At 73.9% G+C, this 15,470-nt stretch carries 13 protein-coding genes and 1 pseudogene; 5 read left to right on the top strand and 9 right to left on the bottom strand.

All coding sequences use genetic code 11. The annotated features are described in order from the left end of the window. Positions 1 to 17: 17 nt before the first annotated feature. The 3 genes from DEJ43_RS34075 to DEJ43_RS34065 all read right to left on the bottom strand — a co-directional run bounded on the left by DEJ43_RS34075 (position 18) and on the right by DEJ43_RS34065 (position 4,851). Positions 18 to 1,367: a wax ester/triacylglycerol synthase family O-acyltransferase gene (locus tag DEJ43_RS34075; RefSeq protein WP_015037994.1), complete on the bottom strand. Its 1,350-nt coding sequence runs from the start codon at positions 1,365 to 1,367 to the stop codon at positions 18 to 20. 150 nt (positions 1,368 to 1,517) lie between these two features. After that, a complete protein-coding gene (locus DEJ43_RS34070; RefSeq protein ID WP_233448101.1) occupies positions 1,518 to 3,497 on the bottom strand; it encodes a SpoIIE family protein phosphatase in 1,980 nt (659 codons plus the stop codon). A gap of 154 nt (positions 3,498 to 3,651) precedes the next feature. Further along, the gene (locus DEJ43_RS34065) at positions 3,652 to 4,851 is read right to left on the bottom strand and encodes a DUF6777 domain-containing protein (RefSeq protein WP_015037992.1); all 1,200 of its coding nucleotides are present in this window, start codon (positions 4,849 to 4,851) and stop codon (positions 3,652 to 3,654) included. 211 nt (positions 4,852 to 5,062) lie between these two features. Here DEJ43_RS34065 and DEJ43_RS34060 point away from each other — a divergent pair, with 211 nt between their 5' ends. Genes DEJ43_RS34060 through DEJ43_RS34050 form a run of 3 tightly spaced genes read left to right on the top strand, consistent with a single transcriptional unit; the run spans position 5,063 to position 7,945 of the window. Continuing rightward, entirely contained in the window at positions 5,063 to 5,947 is an 885-nt protein-coding gene (locus tag DEJ43_RS34060) for a YndJ family protein (RefSeq protein ID WP_051026227.1), read from the top strand. Beyond that, the gene (locus tag DEJ43_RS34055) at positions 5,944 to 6,495 is read left to right on the top strand and encodes a DUF1990 family protein (RefSeq protein WP_015037990.1); all 552 of its coding nucleotides are present in this window, start codon (positions 5,944 to 5,946) and stop codon (positions 6,493 to 6,495) included. Before DEJ43_RS34060 ends, DEJ43_RS34055 begins: the two co-directional genes overlap by 4 nt. A gap of 22 nt (positions 6,496 to 6,517) precedes the next feature. Then, positions 6,518 to 7,945 carry a lipase maturation factor family protein gene (locus DEJ43_RS34050; protein WP_015037989.1) on the top strand — a complete coding sequence of 476 codons (1,428 nt, stop codon included), beginning with the start codon at positions 6,518 to 6,520 and terminating at the stop codon, positions 7,943 to 7,945. Between the two features lie 90 nt (positions 7,946 to 8,035). Here DEJ43_RS34050 and DEJ43_RS37680 read toward each other — a convergent pair whose 3' ends face one another. From DEJ43_RS37680 to DEJ43_RS34040, 3 genes are all read right to left on the bottom strand, one after another. Then, positions 8,036 to 8,206: a hypothetical protein gene (locus DEJ43_RS37680; RefSeq protein WP_015037988.1), complete on the bottom strand. Its 171-nt coding sequence runs from the start codon at positions 8,204 to 8,206 to the stop codon at positions 8,036 to 8,038. A 289-nt stretch (positions 8,207 to 8,495) separates the two neighbouring features. Next, the gene (locus DEJ43_RS34045; RefSeq protein WP_015037987.1) at positions 8,496 to 9,980 is read right to left on the bottom strand and encodes an SDR family NAD(P)-dependent oxidoreductase; all 1,485 of its coding nucleotides are present in this window, start codon (positions 9,978 to 9,980) and stop codon (positions 8,496 to 8,498) included. A gap of 87 nt (positions 9,981 to 10,067) precedes the next feature. Next, positions 10,068 to 10,781: a (2Fe-2S)-binding protein gene (locus DEJ43_RS34040; protein WP_015037986.1), complete on the bottom strand. Its 714-nt coding sequence runs from the start codon at positions 10,779 to 10,781 to the stop codon at positions 10,068 to 10,070. Positions 10,782 to 11,037: 256 nt separating this feature from the next. Here DEJ43_RS34040 and DEJ43_RS34035 point away from each other — a divergent pair, with 256 nt between their 5' ends. After that, positions 11,038 to 12,045 carry a DMT family transporter gene (locus DEJ43_RS34035; protein WP_071892289.1) on the top strand — a complete coding sequence of 336 codons (1,008 nt, stop codon included), beginning with the start codon at positions 11,038 to 11,040 and terminating at the stop codon, positions 12,043 to 12,045. Here the strand turns inward: DEJ43_RS34035 and DEJ43_RS34030 are convergent. Beyond that, on the bottom strand, positions 11,926 to 13,341 hold the full coding sequence (locus DEJ43_RS34030) for a transglycosylase family protein (RefSeq protein ID WP_015037984.1): 1,416 nt from the start codon (positions 13,339 to 13,341) through the stop codon (positions 11,926 to 11,928). The two genes, DEJ43_RS34035 and DEJ43_RS34030, sit on opposite strands and share 120 nt — an antisense overlap. Positions 13,342 to 13,715: 374 nt before the next feature. Then, positions 13,716 to 14,138, bottom strand: a complete 423-nt coding sequence (panD, locus tag DEJ43_RS34025; protein WP_015037983.1) for an aspartate 1-decarboxylase — start codon at positions 14,136 to 14,138, stop codon at positions 13,716 to 13,718. Between the two features lie 383 nt (positions 14,139 to 14,521). Between panD and DEJ43_RS34020 the strand changes: the two are divergent. Beyond that, positions 14,522 to 14,833 (top strand): annotated as a pseudogene (locus DEJ43_RS34020) (transcriptional regulator); the annotation flags it as partial. A 103-nt stretch (positions 14,834 to 14,936) separates the two neighbouring features. On the opposite strand, the gene DEJ43_RS34015 reads toward DEJ43_RS34020, so the two are convergent. Next, complete coding sequence (locus tag DEJ43_RS34015) at positions 14,937 to 15,455, bottom strand: hypothetical protein (protein WP_015037981.1); 519 nt, start codon at positions 15,453 to 15,455, stop codon at positions 14,937 to 14,939. Positions 15,456 to 15,470 lie beyond the last annotated feature (15 nt).

Genomic DNA, 15,470 nt, shown 5'->3' with positions numbered 1-15,470 from the left:
CCGCCCGGGGGACGGTCTCACGGCGTGTCCGGCGGGTCCAGCAGGTCGAGTTCGGCGGTGAGCGCGGCGGCGAGCGCGTCGAGGTCGGGGACGGCCTCGCCGTCGGCGACGAGCCCGATGTGGACCTGGCCGCCGTACGGGGACATGGCGACCGCGAGGGACTGGCCGCGGGCGAGCGGGGCCATGGGGAACAGCGCGCGCAGCGGCGCGCCGGCCAGGGAGAGCGCGGAGCGGGGCAGCGGCACCTGGGTGACCAGGAGGTCGAAGAGGAGCCTGGCGGCACCGGACGCGAGGGGCGCGCCGAAGCGGTGGGCGAGCGGATGCAGCTGGTCGGCGAGCAGGGCGACGGCCCCGGCGCCCCTGAGCGGTCCTGCGGCCTTGTTGCGGTCCATGGCGGCGCGGACGGCGGCGAGCCGGGCGGCCGGGTCGGCCTCGGTGACCGGCAGGTCGACGAGGTAGCCGGAGAGGCTGTTGCCGGGTCCGGGGGCGGTGCCGGGCCGTCGCCGGGAGACGGGGACGAGGGCCCGGGGGTCGGCCCCCGGCAGGGGCAGGCCCCGCTCGGCGAACCAGCGGCGGAGGGCGCCCGCGACGACGGTGAGGAGGACGTCGTTGGCGGTGCCGCCGGTGCCGCGGCGGATCCGGTGGACGCGTTCCAGGGACAGGCTCGCGGTGGCGATCCGGCGGGTGCCGCTGGACTCGGCGGCGAGTGCGGCGGTGGGGCGCCCGTCGAGGCGGCTGGCGCGGACGACGGAGGCGCCGACCTCGACGGCCCGACTGAGGTCGCCGAGCCGGTCGCGGGCCAGGCCGAGGAGCCGGCCGGGGCCGGGCAGCCAGGACCGGGGGGTGACGGGGCGGGGGCGGCGGGCGGGACGGCGTCCGGCGGCGATCTCGTCGAAGATCCCGGCGCCGATGGCGACGGCCCGCATGCCGTCGGCGAGGGCGTGGTGCAGTTTGACGAGGACCGCGAAGGAGCCGTCGGGGGCGCCGCTGAGCAGGTACATCTCCCAGGGTGGCAGGCCGCGGGCGACGGGCCGTTCCATGAGTTCGGCGGCGAGCCGGGCGGTCTCGGCGCGGAAGTCGGCGCCGGGCAGGGTGATCTCGTGGACGTGGCGGCGCACGTCGAAGTCCGGGTCGGCGCTCCAGGCCGCGCCGCCGACGGGGAGCAGGACGTCGCGCACGCGCATCCGGAGCCGGGGGACGGCGGCGGCGCGCCGGGCGAGCAGCTCCAGGAGGTCGGGCGGCGTCCGGTCGGCGGCGTCGGCGGGTGGGGGGCCGAAGTGGGCGAGGGCACCGAGGTGCAGGGGGTGTGCGGTGGATTCGAGGTGCCAGAAGGCCAGGTCTAGCGGTGCCAGTAGCTCGCTGCTCACGGGTGTCCTCACGTCCTGCACGGAGAGCCGGGAGAGCGAAGTCAATCGCGTACCGACAGTTACGGTCAAGTACGATCAGTTCACGCTCAGTTAACAGACCCAGTTAACAGGCTCGGCTAGCAGACTCGGTTAACAGGCTCGGCTAAAGGCTCAGCTCTCCACGGTGAACTCGCACCACACGCACTTGCCGCTGCCGCGCGACTCCACGCCCCACACGTCGGAGAGCCGGTCGACGAGCAGCAGCCCGCGCCCCGACACGCCCGCCTCCCCCGCCTCGCGGCGCCGGGGCAGGGCGCTCGAGCGGTCCTCCACCTCGACCCGGAGCCGCCGTTCGGCGCCGCCCAGGATCCGCAGGGTCACGATCGCGCCGCCGTCGGTGTGCATCAGCGCGTTGGTCATCAGCTCGTCGGCGACCAGCTCGATCTCGTCCGCGTGGTCCTCCGCGCCCCAGGCGCGGACGGCGGCCCTGATCATGTGCCGGGCCGAGCTCAGCGCCTCCGGGTCGTTCTGGGCCACGTGCTGCTGGAAGCGGCCGGCGCCGTGGGCGGCGGCCTCGCTCAGCCGGCGCAGCAGCAGGATCGCGACGTCGTCCTCGCCGCCCCGGTCGGCGACCACCTCGCACAGGTGGTCGGCGAGCTCCTGCAGATCGGTGGGACCGCGCCGGACGAGGGCGGAGAGCCACTGGAGCCCTTCGTCGAGGTCGGCGCCGGGCTTCTCGACCAGTCCGTCGGTGTAGAGCATCAGGGTCTGTCCGGGGTCGAGCTCCAGGGTGGTCACCGGGTAGTCGAGCCGGCCGAACTCCGCCGAGAGCCCGAGCGGCAGCCCGCCCTCCACCGGGACCCGCCGGCAGTGGCCGTCGTGCTCCCGCAGCAGCGGGTCGACGTGGCCGGCGCGGACCACCTGGACGACGCCGGTGCCCAGGTCGACCTCCGCGTAGGTGCAGGTGGCGAAGCGGTCGGTGTCGAGTTCGTGCAGGAAGACGGAGGCGCGGGCCATCACCGTCGCGGGGGTGTGCCCCTCGGCGGCGTAGGCGCGCAGCACGATCCGCAGCTGGCCCATGACGGCCGCCGCGTGGGTGTCGTGCCCCTGGACGTCCCCGATGACGGCGCCGACGCGTCCGCCGGGCAGCGGGATGATGTCGTACCAGTCGCCGCCGATGTCCCGGCCGAGCCGGGCGGAGCGGTAGCGGACGGCGGTCTGGGCGCCGGGCACCTCGGGGATGCGGCGCGGCAGCATCGCCTGCTGGAGCCCCTCGGCGAGGTCGTGCTCCTGCTCGTACAGCATGGCCCGCTGGAGGCTCTGGGCGATGCTGCTGCCGAGGGCGACGAGGAGGGTCCGTTCGTCCTCGCTGAAGCCGGTCTTGTCGCTGTAGAGCAGTCCGAGCGCGCCGATGGGCCGGGCCTGGGCGATCAGCGGGAGGTAGGCGGCGGCGGTGATGCCGAGGCCGCTGATGTGCGGCCAGAGCACCGGGAAGGATTCGGCGAAGTCCCGGGCCGAGACGATGAACCGCGGGCGGAGGGTGCGGATCACCTCGCTCATCGGGTACGGCTCGTCCACCCGGGTGAATCGGGTGCCCGGCACGAAGGCACCCTGCGGGCCCTCGGCGACGAGATGGATGCGACCCGCTTCGAGGAGGCCCATGACGAGGCTCGCGGCGCCGAAGTGTTCGAGCGCGTGCGAGTCGTTGAGCAGGTCGATGACGTCCTGCACGGTCCGTGCGTAGGCGAGGGCCGCCGTGGTGCCCTCGACGACCCCGGCGCGCTTGCGCCGTCCCTCGTCGAGGCCGAGGCGGGCGGCGGACTCGGTGAGTTCGTGGGTGGCGTCGCGGATGACGCCGACGATGCGCACGGGGCGGCCGGAGTCGTCGCGGTGGACCCGCCCCTGGGTGTGGGTCCACTGGTGGCTGCCGTCGCGGCGGCGGATCCGGAAGTAGGCGCCGTACTCCGCGCTGCCGTCCTTGAGCGCCTGGGCGACGAGGGTGTCGAGGCGGCGGCCCTCGTCCGGCAGGACCCGCGGGCCGAGCGACTCGGGACGGTCGTTGTACTCCGCGCGGTCGAGGTCGAAGACGTCGAGGGCGGCGTCGTCCATGAGCATCGTGCCGTCGACGAGGTTCCAGTCGAATCCGCCCATCCGGAAGACGGAGCCGAATTCGGCCAGTATCCGCGCTCCGGCGCCCTGCTCGTCCGGGGCTCGGCGCCGCTCGGCCGCCTGCCCTCCCCCGTTGCCCGCGTTCATGGGGCCACGCTAGGCGGAGCGCAGCCCGCGCGCACCAGGAAGATCCGTTTCATCCCTCGAAGGTCTCGGGCTGCTCCGGGACCGGCTCGGCGGGGAAGAGTTCCTCGGGCGGCAGCTCGCCGTCGGGCACGCCGGGCGGCTCGGCGAAGGGGTCGGCGTGGGGGTCGCCATCGGGCTGGGGGTACGGCTCCGTGTCCGGTACGGGGTACGGCTCGGGGTCTCCCGGAGGGGGCTCGGTGCCGGTGCCGCCGGTTCCGGAGGCGTCGGGCAGCGGGCTGTCCGGCGCCGGGGGCACCGGGGCGGGCGGCACGGGGGCCCGGGAGGGGGTGTCCGGGGCGGTACGGCGGTCCGGGGCGCTCGGGTCGGGCCGCGTGGTGTCCGGGGTCGCGGAGTCCGGGGTCGCCGGGTCGGGGGTGCCGGCTTCGGGGGTGCCGGTGAGGCGGCAGGCGTCCGGGTCGCAGTCCGGTTCCACGGCGGGCTTGCGGTCCTCCGCCCCGTCGCTGCCGGTCCGCCGCTCGATCCAGCTGCGGTCGGCGGCGTTCACGATGACCAGGCTGGTGACGACGGTGGTGGTCGGCCGGACGACGATCACCCGGTCGGGGTCGAAGCCGTCCCAGGGATCTCCCTGATGCACTCCGCCCTGGGACGCGGCCGGGGTGCGCAGCGGATTGCCGCAGGCGCAGCGGACGCGCGGGGAGCCGTACTGGTCGACGAGGACGGCGGTGCCGGTCTGGAGGACGGACTGGAAGGCGTTGGCCTTGCCCTGGCGGTAGCCGTGGTTGGTGACCCGGGCGTCCGCGCGCAGCACGACGGGGGTCAGTCCGCGCAGCCAGTCGGCGACGTTGGTCTCGGGGATGCCGGCGGCCTCGGCGAAGGCGCGGGTCTTGTCCTGGTCGGCGGCGAGGAGGGAGACCTGCTGGTCGACGTCGCAGCTGCCCTCGGCGCGCGTGCCGCCGTAGAGGCCGGGGGTGGAGCCGGTGACCTCGCGGACCTGTTCGGGGGCCGCGTCGGGGCCGCGCTGCGGGGCCGAGACCGGCATGGTGCCGCGGGCGGTGGAGGCGGTGAAGGGATCGGGGCCCTGGGCGGCGACCGGCTGGAGGAGGACGTCCTGCGCGGGGCCGGCCGCGGCGGGCTCGGCGCCGCCGCGGGAGCCTTCCCAGACGGAGGTGCAGCCCGCGAGCAGCAGGGGGACGGCCAGCGCGGCGAGGACGGTGGGGGTTCGCCGTGTCCGGCTGTGGGCTGAGCGCACCTGGTTCTCCCGAGTTTCTCTCCCCGGGCCACGGCGCCCGGGTTCCGGCCAGTCCCTCATGTCTGTCGCAGTGCGCGGGGCCGCGCAAGCGGAGGGCGGCCGTCCGGGTCGCTCGACGCGAGCCAGCCACTTGAACACGTTCAAGAAAGGCCCTACGCTCGGCGTCATGAGTTGAACGCGTTCAAGTGGGGGTGGATGTCGTATGACCGCACTGTCGGTCCTGGTCGGCTCGGTCGTGACGATCGGCATGCTCTGGGTGGTCCCGACGGGCCTCGCGCTCCTCGACGGCCCCCGGCCACCCGGGTGGGAGCCCCTGCGGCGCGCCTGGCCGCTGCTCGCCGCGCCCGGGGCGCTGTCCCTGTGGCTGCCCCGCTCCGGGATCTCGACCGCGCTCGCCGCCGTCTACGCGCTGGCCACCCTGGCCCTCGCGCTCCAGGCCCCGGCCCGGCTCTTCCTGACCCGCTCCCTGCGGCCGGGTGAGGTGGCCGTGCTCACCGCCCTGCTCGCACCCTCCGTCGCCGGCCTCGCGCTCGTCGCCGAGCGGGCCTCGTACCCGCTCCTCGGCTTCGACCTGGACCTGCTCGCGCTGACCGTCCCGCACTTCCACTTCGCGGGCTTCGCCGCCGCCCTGGTCGCCGGACTGCTCTGCCGGGCCGCCGACGGCCCCGCCGCCCGCTTCGCCGCCCTCAGCGTCCCGGCCGGCACGCTGCTCGTCCTGATCGGCTACTTCGTCGACGACTGGGCCGAGCTCGCCGGAGCCGTCGTGCTCACCGCCGGCATGACGACCGTCGCCGTCCTCACCCTGCGCGAACGACGCGGGACGGCGACCGCCGACCGGCTCACCCGCGGCCTGCTCGGCGTCTCGGCGCTCGTCCTCTTCGTCACCATGCTGCTCGCGCTGAGCTGGGCGCTCGGCGAGGCGACCGGCCTGCCGCACCTGAGCCTGACCTGGACGGCCGCGACCCACGGCCTCGGCAACGCGCTCGGCTTCACGGTCTGCGCGCTGCTCGCCCACCGCCGCCTCCGCGCGGACCGCACCACCCCACCCGCCCCCGCCGGCCTCCCGGCCCGCCCCCGAACGGAGCTCCCCGCATGACCCGCCTCCTGCAGGACCTTCACCGTCCCGCGCACCCCCGTCCGTCCCTCAGCTACCGCGAGGTCGGCGCCACCCGCACCCCCGAAACCCTCCCCGAGGGCTACCACCACCTCCGGTACGAGGCGGTCGTCGGCCACGGCCGCGCCGCGTTCGAGGCCGCCGGCGCCGCCGTCACCACCTTCCGGATGCACCGCTCGTCCGGGGCGCGCCTCCTCGCGGACGCCGAGCGCGCCGTTCCCGGCGTGGCCGTCGAAGTGTCGGCGGGCCTCGGCCCGCTGCGGATGGCCGTCCCCTGTGCGGTGATCTGGACCGCGTACGAGCAGGACCGCGTCGGCTTCGCCTACGGGACGCTCACCGGGCACCCGGAGTGCGGCGAGGAGTCCTTCACGGTCCACCTCGAAGCCGACGGCACGGTCCGCTTCGCGGTCACCGCCTTCAGCCGCCCCGCCTCCTGGTACACCCGGCTCGCCGGACCGGTCGTCCCGCTGCTCCAGCGGGCGTACGCGCGGCACCTCGGCCGGACCCTGCGGCGTCTCGTCAGGACGTGATCCCGGGCCGATACTGGAAGGGATGGAGTGGTTCACCGAACCCGACCACTGGCTGAGCCGGATCGTCTTCCAGCGGGGCCTCGCCGGGCTGTACTGCGTGGCGTTCCTTTCGGCAGCCCTCCAGTTCCGGGCGCTGATCGGGGAGCGCGGCATGCTCCCCGTACCGGCGTACGTGCGCGGGACGCGGCCCCGGCACACCCCCTCGCTCTTCCACTGGCGCTACTCCGACCGGCTGTTCGCCACCGTCGCCTGGTCCGGCGCCGCGCTGGCGCTCGCGCTCGTCGCCGGCGCCGCGGACGCGGTGCCGCTGCCCGTCTCGATGCTGTGCTGGCTGGTCCTCTGGGCGCTGTACCTGTCGATCGTGAACGTCGGGCAGACCTGGTACTCCTTCGGCTGGGAGTCGCTGCTCCTCGAGACCGGTTTCCTGGCTGTCTTCCTCGGCAACGACGAGGTCGGGCCGCCCGTCCTCGTGCTCTTCCTGCTGCGCTGGCTGCTGTTCCGGGTCGAGTTCGGCGCCGGGCTCATCAAGATCCGCGGTGACGAGTGCTGGCGGAAGCTGACCTGCCTCTACCACCACCACGAGACCCAGCCGATGCCCGGCCCGCTGAGCTGGTTCTTCCACCATCTGCCCCGGCCGCTGCACCGCGTGGAGGTGGCGGCGAACCACGTCGTCCAGCTCTTCGTGCCGTTCCTGCTGTTCGCCCCGCAGCCGGTGGCCACGGTCGCGGCGGGACTGATGGTGGCGACCCAGCTGTGGCTGGTGCTCTCCGGCAACTTCGCCTGGCTGAACTGGATCACCATCGTGCTCGCGCTCTCGGTCGTGGACGCCTCCCCCGTCACCGGCGAGCACCCCCGGCCCGATCCGCCGCTCTGGTACGTGGCCCTGGTCGTCGCGGTCACCGCGTTCGTACTCGTACGGAGCTACCGCCCGGTGCGCAACCTGCTCTCCCGGCACCAGGCCATGAACCGCTCGTACGACCCGTACCACCTGGTCAACACCTACGGGGCGTTCGGCACGGTGGGCCGCGTCAGGGACGAGATCGTCGTCGAGGGCACCGAGGACCCGGAACCGCGTCCGGACACCGTGTGGCGGGAGTACGGCTTCAAGGGCAAGCCGGGCGACCCGCGCCGGCTGCCCCGCCAGTTCGCCCCGTACCACCTGCGGCTCGACTGGCTGATGTGGTTCGCGGCGCTGAGCCCCGGGTACGCGCGCGACTGGTTCGGCCCGTTCGTGGAGCGGCTGCTCGAAGGCGACCGGGACACCCTGCGGCTGCTGGGCCACAACCCCTTCCCGGAGGCGCCGCCAACCCTGGTCCGCGCCCGGCTCTACCGCTACCGGTACACCACCTGGCGCGAGCTCCGGGAGACCGGCGCGTGGTGGCACCGGACGCTGGTGCGGGAGTACCTGCCGCCGATCCGGCTGCGGGAACCGGCCGGGAAACCTCCGTGAACGAGCCGGCGGCCCGGGCCGGAACGTGCCGGTGCCCCCGGCCGCTGGAACGTCAGCGCGGCCGGGGGCACCGGATGTGAAGCGAGGGGATCAGTCGATGCCGGGCAGGATGTGGGGCTCGGCGAGGTCGTCCTCGTAGCCCGCGAGCCTGATGGGAGCCGCGTGGGCCCACACGTCGAGGCTCCCCAGCTCGCCGTTCCTGCGGGGCCGGTCGGTGTGTTCGGCCGGTCGCGGTTCCTGCTTCGCCAGTTCTGGTGTCACCGCGCACTCCTTTGTGTCGCGTACCTGTGGGACAAGTGCCGGTCGGTCGCGGTGGCGCCGTTCGTCGGGCGGGACCGCGGCCTCGGTGGAAGGCCTGTCCCTGGAAGGCCGTGAGGACGGTGTGTCTCCTCGGTGGCCGACCGTGAACATCAGAGTAACCAAATGAGCGCGTCTGCGCTCTACCGGGCTCCGAAGTGTGACGCGTTCGGGTGAAGAGAGCCGAAAGAGCGCCCCACCCGGCCGGTGAGGCGCTCTTGCCGGAACAGCGGGAACCGCTTCGGTCCCGGGGCTACCAGTTCGCGGGCGCGTAGTCCTTCAGGAAGCAGCCGTACAGGTCCTCGCCCTCCTCGCCGCGCACGATCGGGTCGTAGACGCGGGCGGCGCCGTCGACCAGGTCGAGCGGGGCGTGGAAACCGGCCTCGGCCAGGCGCAGCTTGTCGAAGTGCGGACGCTCGTCGGTGATCCAGCCGGTGTCGACGGAGGTCATCAGGATGCCGTCGGTCTCGAACATCTCCTGGCCGCTGGTCCGCGTCACCATGTTCATCGCGGCCTTGGCGGCGTTGGTGTTCGGGTGTCCCGCCCCCTTGTAGCCGCGGCTGAAGACGCCCTCCATCGCGGAGACGTTCACGACGTAGGAACGGCCGCTGCTCGCCTTCTTCGCCGCCTCGGCCATCACCGGCCGCAACTTGCTGATCAGGATGAACGGGGCCGTGTAGTTGCACAGCTGGGTCTCCAGCAGCTCCACCGGGGAGATCTGCTCGATGCTCTGCACCCAGGTGTTGGACTCCACGACGTCCGGCACCAGGCCGCCCGCGTCGATGGCGGTGCCGTCGAGGTGCTTGGCGATGGTGGCGTTGCCCGCGACGAGCGCGAGGTCCGCGACCTGCTGGGCCTCCAGGTCGCGCACGCCGGCGGGCAGCTCCGACGAACCGACGAGCTCGCCGACCGCGCCGGAGTTGAAGGCGCCGATCACGTGGTGGGCGGGCAGCTCGCCGGCCGGCAGCGCCGCGTTCTCGCCCTCGACCAGCGCAGCGTACGCGGAGGGCAGCCGGCGCACGGTCTGCGTGGCGTTGTTGATGAGGATGTCCAGCGGACCGGCCTCGGTCATCTGGTCGGCGAGGGCCACGGCCTGCGCCGGGTCGCGCAGGTCGATGCCGACGACCTCCAGGCGGTGCATCCAGTCCGCGGAGTCCTCCATCGCCTTGAAGCGGCGGATGGCGTCCTTGGGGAAGCGGGTGGTGATCGTGGTGTGGGCGCCGTCGCGCAGCAGCCGCAGCGCGATGTACATGCCGATCTTCGCCCGGCCGCCGGTGAGCAGGGCGCGCTTGCCGGTGAGGTCGGCGCGGGCGTCGCGCTTGGCGCGGTTCTGGGCGGCGCACTTCTGGCAGAGCTGGTGGTAGAAGTAGTCGACCTCGACGAACCGGGTCTTGCAGACGTAGCAGGAACGCGGACGCTGGAGTATCCCGGCGATCCGGCCCTCCTCGGTGACGGAGGTGGGCAGGATGCCCTCGGTCTCGTCGTCGATGCGCTGGGCGGAGCCGGTGGCGGTGGCCTCGGTGACGGCCTTGTCGTTGGCGGTCTTGGCGGCGCGGCGCTCCTGGCGGCGGCGCTGCTTCACGGTCCGGTAGATGCCGGCCGTGGCGCGGCGGACGCGGATGGCGTCCGGGTGGTCCACGTCCAGCTTGTCGAGCTCGTCGAGGACGCTGAGGCAGACGGCCAGGCGCTCGGGGTCGAGACCCGGGCCGTAGTCCTGGTTTTCTTCGGTCACCGTCATGGCCTTCGGGTTCCTCGTTCGCTCGTCACTCGCCGGTCGTGGGGGGCCGCCGTCCGGAGTAAGCGCGAAACGGCAACCCCGCCAACTTTACGGAGCCGGGGGCCGCGCCTCCAAACCCGTTCGGGGGGCGTGGTCGAAGACACAGTCGCCGCACAGTCCGCCGCCGGGGCAGCGGTAGTAGAGGCAGCAGCTGGCCCGGCGCAGCCGGGGGCCCCGGACGGTTCCGGCGAGGTCGGGGTGGTCGAGCAGGCCGGCGACCAGGACGGCGGCCCGTTCGGCGACTTCCGGGCGGCCGTGGGCGGCCGCCCAGCGGGTCAGTTCGCGCAGGGCCCCCGCGAGCGCCGACCCGGCGTTGCCCCAGAGCAGCCGCGGGGAGATGTGCCCGTCGCGGCGCAGCGCCGCGTGGAGCGGCCCGAGATGGGCCTCCTGGACGGCGGCGCGGAGCGCGGCGACCGTCGCCGGGCGGGTGTCGGAGCCCGCCCACCACAGGTCGTCGGGCGAGGTCAGCGCCCCGTCCCAGTGCAGCTCGGCGGGGTCGAGGGAGGGGAAGCGGCCGTGCAGGGCGGCGGGCCCCAGGGCGGTCGACCAGAGCCGGGCGGCGAGTCCGAGGTGGGCGACGGAGGCCCCGACGCGCCGCTCGGGGGCGCCGAGCCGGGCGGCGACCCGGTCCACGCGCGCGTGGAGGGGCCCGTCCTCCCCCGCGTACAGGAGGGCGAGCGGCCGGTGCGCTCCCCCGCTCTCCGGCGGGGTGGTGCGCAGCGCGAAGAAGCCGCCGACCGCGGCGCTCTCGACGAGATTCATCCGCGTTCCCCCTGCTTCGGTTCCTGGTGCTGTTCGTGCTGCTGTCCCACGGCTCCGCCTCCGTGGATTTCGACCACCGTAGCGCCCCCGCGCGGCCCCCGGGGACGGCTCGAAAAGGATGCTTTGCACCCGTTCTGACCTGCACTGGTGTACATCTCCAGGCGTACGCGGCGGCCGTGTACTGCGCCGGTGGTACCCGCGAAGACGTCCCCTGGGACGACGACGCGATCGGCCGGGAAGAGAGATCGTGGAAGGTATGAGTCCCCTCCTGCTGTCCGTACTCCTGGCCCTGGTCTCGGCGGTCGCCTACGCGGCCGCGGCGATCGTGCAGGAGCGGGTCGCGGCCTCCGCCACCGGTCCCCGCTACGCGCCGCTGCGCAGCCCGGCCTGGTGGGGCTCCGTCCTGCTCAACGGCGTCGGCGCGGCCCTGCACGTCGCGGCGCTCGCGTACGGACCGCTCAGCCTGGTCCAGCCGCTGGGCGCCCTCACGATCGTGTTCGCGCTGCCCATGGCTGCGCTGTTCGTCGGCCGCAGGGCGGGGCGGCGGGCCTGGCGCGGCGCCCTGATGGCCACGGTGGGCCTGGCCGGGCTGCTCAGCCTGACGACGGGGGCCGAGGGCCGGGACCTCTCCGACGGTGACCGGTGGCTGCTCGCGGGCTGCACCTTCGGCGTGGTGGCCTTGCTGTTCACGGCCGCGCACGTGGTGGGCAGGTCCGTGCTGCGCAGTGTCGTCCTGGCCGCGGCGGCCGGTGTCTCCTTCGGCATGGCCTCGGTCTTCACGAAGGCGGTGGCCGAGGAGTGGTCGCCGGACGCGCCGCTCGCCGAGTGGACCGGCCTGCTGGTGCTCTCGGCCCTCGCCGTGACCGGACTGCTCCTCTCCCAGGCCTCGTACCGCGGCGCCGGCCTGGCGGCCCCGCTGGCGACGGTCACCGTGGTCAATCCGGTGGCCGCCGCCGCCGTGGGTCTGACGCTGTTCGGCGAGAGCTTCCGCTACGGAGCGGCCGGCACGGTCGCCGCGCTGATCTGCGGCACGGTCGCCGCGGGTGGCCTCGTCCAGCTCACCCTGGACCGGATGACGGCGCCGACGGACGAGCCGTCGGCGCCGGACGGGGCGCGTGGGCCGGGCCCTGGCCCCGGCCCGGGGTCAGAGGGAGACGCCCCGGGCCCTGAGGTACGCGAGCGGGTCGATGTCGGAGCCGTACCCGGGACCCGTCCGCACCTCGAAGTGGAGGTGCGGGCCCGAGCTGTTGCCGGTCGATCCTGAGCGGCCGATGCGCTGGCCCGCGGTGACCCGCTGGCCCTCGCGGACGGCGAGTGCGGAGAGGTGCCCGTACTGGCTGTAGCGGCCGTCGTCGTGGCGCAGCACGATCTGGTAGCCGTACGCGCCGCCCCATCCGGCGGAGACGACGCGTCCCCCGGCCACCGCCTTGACGGAGGTGCCGGTGGGCACCGGGAAGTCGACGCCGGTGTGGTAGCCGCTGGACCACGAGGAACCACGGGTCCCGTAGCGGGTGCCGATGTCCGCCGAGACGGGCGCGGAGTAGCGGGCCTGGGCCGGGGCGGGCCGCGGCTTGGACGCGGGCCTGGGCTTGGCGGCGGGCTTGGCGGCCGGTTTGGCCGCGGGCCTGGTGACCGGCTTGGGCGCCGGCCGGGTGCTGGGCTTCGCGGCGGGCTTGGTGCCCGACGGGGCCGCGGGCCGGGCGCTCTGTCCCACGGGCTTCGCGGCCGGCTTGGTCGCGGGGTGCGCTGCGGGCCGGGTCCTGGGCACCTGCGCGGAGGTCTTCGCCGGGGGCTTCGTGGCCGAGGGGGCCTTCGCCGGGGGCGCCGTGGGGACGTGCGCCTCGGGCGTAGCCGGCTTCCGCGGCGCGACCATGCGCAGGGTCAGGCGCTGGCCGGGATGGATGAGGTCGGGATCGTCACCGACGACGGCGCGGTTGGTGTCGTACAGACCCTTCCAGCCGCCCCGGACCCGCTCGTCGCGGGCGATCTTCGACAGGGAGTCGCCGGGCGTCACCGTGTACATCTCGCGGACGGTGGGCACGGCGGTCGGGCCGACGTTCCTGGTGGGCCGCTCGGGTAAGGCGCGCTGCCCGGGCAGGGAGGCGGTGCTCACCGCGTTCCCGCCGGGCGACTTCGCCCGCGCCTTCGCCGTACCGCCGGGGGTGACGTCCGGCGCGTCGCCGCCCCGTTCGAGGCCCGCGCGGGCGCCGCAGGACGGCCAGGCGCCGGGCCCCTGGCCCTTGAGGACCCGCTCGGCGATCGCGATCTGCTGGTCCTTGGAGGCGAGGTCCGCGCGCGGCGCGTAGTGCGTGCCGCCGTAGGCCTCCCAGGTGGACTGGCTGAACTGCAGGCCGCCGAAGTAGCCGTTGCCGGTGTTGATCCGCCAGTTGGAGGTCGACTCGCAGGCCGCGACCTTCTCCCAGACGTCCAGCGAGGCGGCCTGCACGGCCCCCGCGCCGATCAGCGGCAGCGCCATTCCGGCGCTGCCCGCGGTGACGGTGAGCGAGGCACGGTTGATCCGGCTCGGCTGGTGGCGGCGGTGACGTCCGCGTACGGCCATGGGCCCCCCTTGAACACAGCAACAGTCGTCCAAGTTAGGGGTGGCGCACGCTCCGTGACAAGGGATTCGGCAAACCCCAAGGCCCTTCCGTCACCTCGGGGTTGACGCCGGGCGGAGACCGGCGGGGCCGGGCTGGGGCTGGGGTTCGGGATCCGGCACGGGCCCGCCGGGCTGCGGCGCCGGGCCCGGCTCGGGGGCCGGCGGGGTCGGCACCGGGTTGGGCGGCGGCACCGGCGGCGGGATCGGCGAGGGGGGCACCGGGTCGGGGTACGGGTGAGTCATCACGGACCTCTCGGTCGACGGGTTCGTCCCCCTCCAGGGTGACCCGGCGGGCCCTGCCGCGCCCGCCGGGTCCCGTCGTTCGGGTGGCCCGGCTACGAGGCGGGCACGGCGTGCGGCGCGCGCACGGTGTCGCTCCCGGGGACGGGCGCGGACGCGTCGGTCCCCAGCTCCACGATCCGGTTGTCCGCGTCCACGTGCACGACACGCGGCACGAACGTCCGGGCCTCGGCGTCCGCGAGCTGCGCGTAGCTGATGAGGATCACCAGGTCACCGGGGTGCACCAGGTGCGCGGCGGCGCCGTTGATCCCGATGACCCCGGAACCCCGCTCGCCCTCGATGACGTAGGTCTCCAGGCGGGCACCGTTGTCGATGTCGACGATGTGCACGAGCTCACCGGGCAGCAGATCGGCCGCCTCCATCAGCTCGGCGTCGACGGTGACGGACCCGACGTAGTGAAGGTCCGCCTGGGTCACGGTCGCCCGGTGGATCTTGGACTTGAATATCGTTCGTATCATCGAGGTACTCCTGGACATAGGCTCCCTGCCTGCGTTTTCGCAGGTCAAGGGCTGTTTCCACACCTTACAACGAGTCGCAGGTTCAGGCAGCTGTCCTCAGGTTCTTCAGGACTGATGCTGATCACTTGCCGACTTTTCTGACGCATCATCAGGCAATGTCGGGGAGCTACGCCCGCCCCTCCGGACCCACCACGACGACTTCACAAGCCTACGCAGCTCTCGCCCACGAGCCTCCGTGATCACCGTCACCCCGGCGGATCGGCGACAACGCCCGATCCCTGCACCGCCAGGATCCCGCCACCACAGGAACCCCGTCTCACCCATGGAACCGCAACAGCGTCTCTTCGAGAGCGGCCGACCGCGCAGGCGCCAGCCCGTCGAGCGCCTCGTGGCGGCGTTCGGCCCGTGCGCGGGTGAGTCAGGACGGGGCGGCGCGGGTGGAGCTGGACGGGAGCGAGCTCGCCGCGTACCGGGACGGTCATCCCCTGGCGGCGGCAATGCCGGTGATCCGCGAGCTGATGGGGGCGTACACGACGGACGGGGAGCATCTGCTCGCGGTCTGCGACGCGGCGGGACGGATGATGCGGGTCGAGGGCCACCGGGCCACGCTGCGGAAGGCCCGCACGATGAACTTCGCGGCCGGGGCACGCTGGTCGAAGACCGCCGCCGGGACGAACGCGCCCGGGACCGCGCTGACCTGGGGATTCGCCCGGCAGGCGCCTCTCTCTCGTTCCCCGCGCAGTGCACCGGCGGGCGCCGGTGCACGCAGGAACCGGAACCGGAGCCGAGGCTGTGGGCTCAGGCGCCGTTCCGGGCGGCGGTGGCGCGGCGGCGCGTTCTGATCAGGATGCCGGCGGCTGCGCCGCCCAGGAGCAACGCCCCGAGGGTGTAGGGGACGTCGCTGCCGTCCCCGTCCGCCCCTTCGCCGGCGCCCGCGGCCCAGCCGAAGCCCGCTTCCACCGCACCGACCGGCCGGCCGGAGATCTGATAGGTGACGGTCTGCTTGATGCGAGGCGGGCACTTGAGGGTCACTGTGTCCGTGCCGGAGGCGGCTTCCAGCGGGAGCTTGAACGTACCCACCAGCACGCCCTCCCGGTCGCCGGGCAGGAGGTGGAACTTCCCGCCCGCTTCCGACTCACCCTTGCCGTAGGTCTCCTTGCCGCAGGCGGTCGTGCTCACGGTGACGGTGGTCCCGGGAGCCGCCTTCCCCGGATTGACCAGGACGTCACCGTCGGGCGCCGCGACGGCGGGAGATGCGGACAGGACGAGGGCGCTCAGGACCAGGGCGAGCTGGGGACCCGTACGTGCGAGACGCATGCTTCTTCTCTCCTT

The sequence above is a fragment of the Streptomyces venezuelae ATCC 10712 genome (genome assembly GCF_008639165.1).
GTDB lineage: Bacteria > Actinomycetota > Actinomycetes > Streptomycetales > Streptomycetaceae > Streptomyces > Streptomyces venezuelae.
This window is presented reverse-complemented; position numbering and strand designations above follow the sequence as displayed.

What these genes read in the sequence shown, in the direction of transcription:
- DEJ43_RS34070 (WP_233448101.1), bottom strand. Translation starts at nt 3,497, where the DNA reads ATGGGCGGATTCGACTGGAACCTCGTCGACGGCACGATGCTCATGGAC.
- DEJ43_RS34055 (WP_015037990.1), top strand. Translation starts at nt 5,944, where the DNA reads ATGACCCGCCTCCTGCAGGACCTTCACCGTCCCGCGCACCCCCGTCCG.
- DEJ43_RS34050 (WP_015037989.1), top strand. Translation starts at nt 6,518, where the DNA reads ATGGAGTGGTTCACCGAACCCGACCACTGGCTGAGCCGGATCGTCTTC.
- DEJ43_RS34045 (WP_015037987.1), bottom strand. Translation starts at nt 9,980, where the DNA reads ATGACGGTGACCGAAGAAAACCAGGACTACGGCCCGGGTCTCGACCCC.
- DEJ43_RS34040 (WP_015037986.1), bottom strand. Translation starts at nt 10,781, where the DNA reads ATGAATCTCGTCGAGAGCGCCGCGGTCGGCGGCTTCTTCGCGCTGCGC.
- DEJ43_RS34035 (WP_071892289.1), top strand. Translation starts at nt 11,038, where the DNA reads ATGAGTCCCCTCCTGCTGTCCGTACTCCTGGCCCTGGTCTCGGCGGTC.
- DEJ43_RS34030 (WP_015037984.1), bottom strand. Translation starts at nt 13,341, where the DNA reads ATGGCCGTACGCGGACGTCACCGCCGCCACCAGCCGAGCCGGATCAAC.
- panD (WP_015037983.1), bottom strand. Translation starts at nt 14,138, where the DNA reads ATGATACGAACGATATTCAAGTCCAAGATCCACCGGGCGACCGTGACC.
- DEJ43_RS34015 (WP_015037981.1), bottom strand. Translation starts at nt 15,455, where the DNA reads ATGCGTCTCGCACGTACGGGTCCCCAGCTCGCCCTGGTCCTGAGCGCC.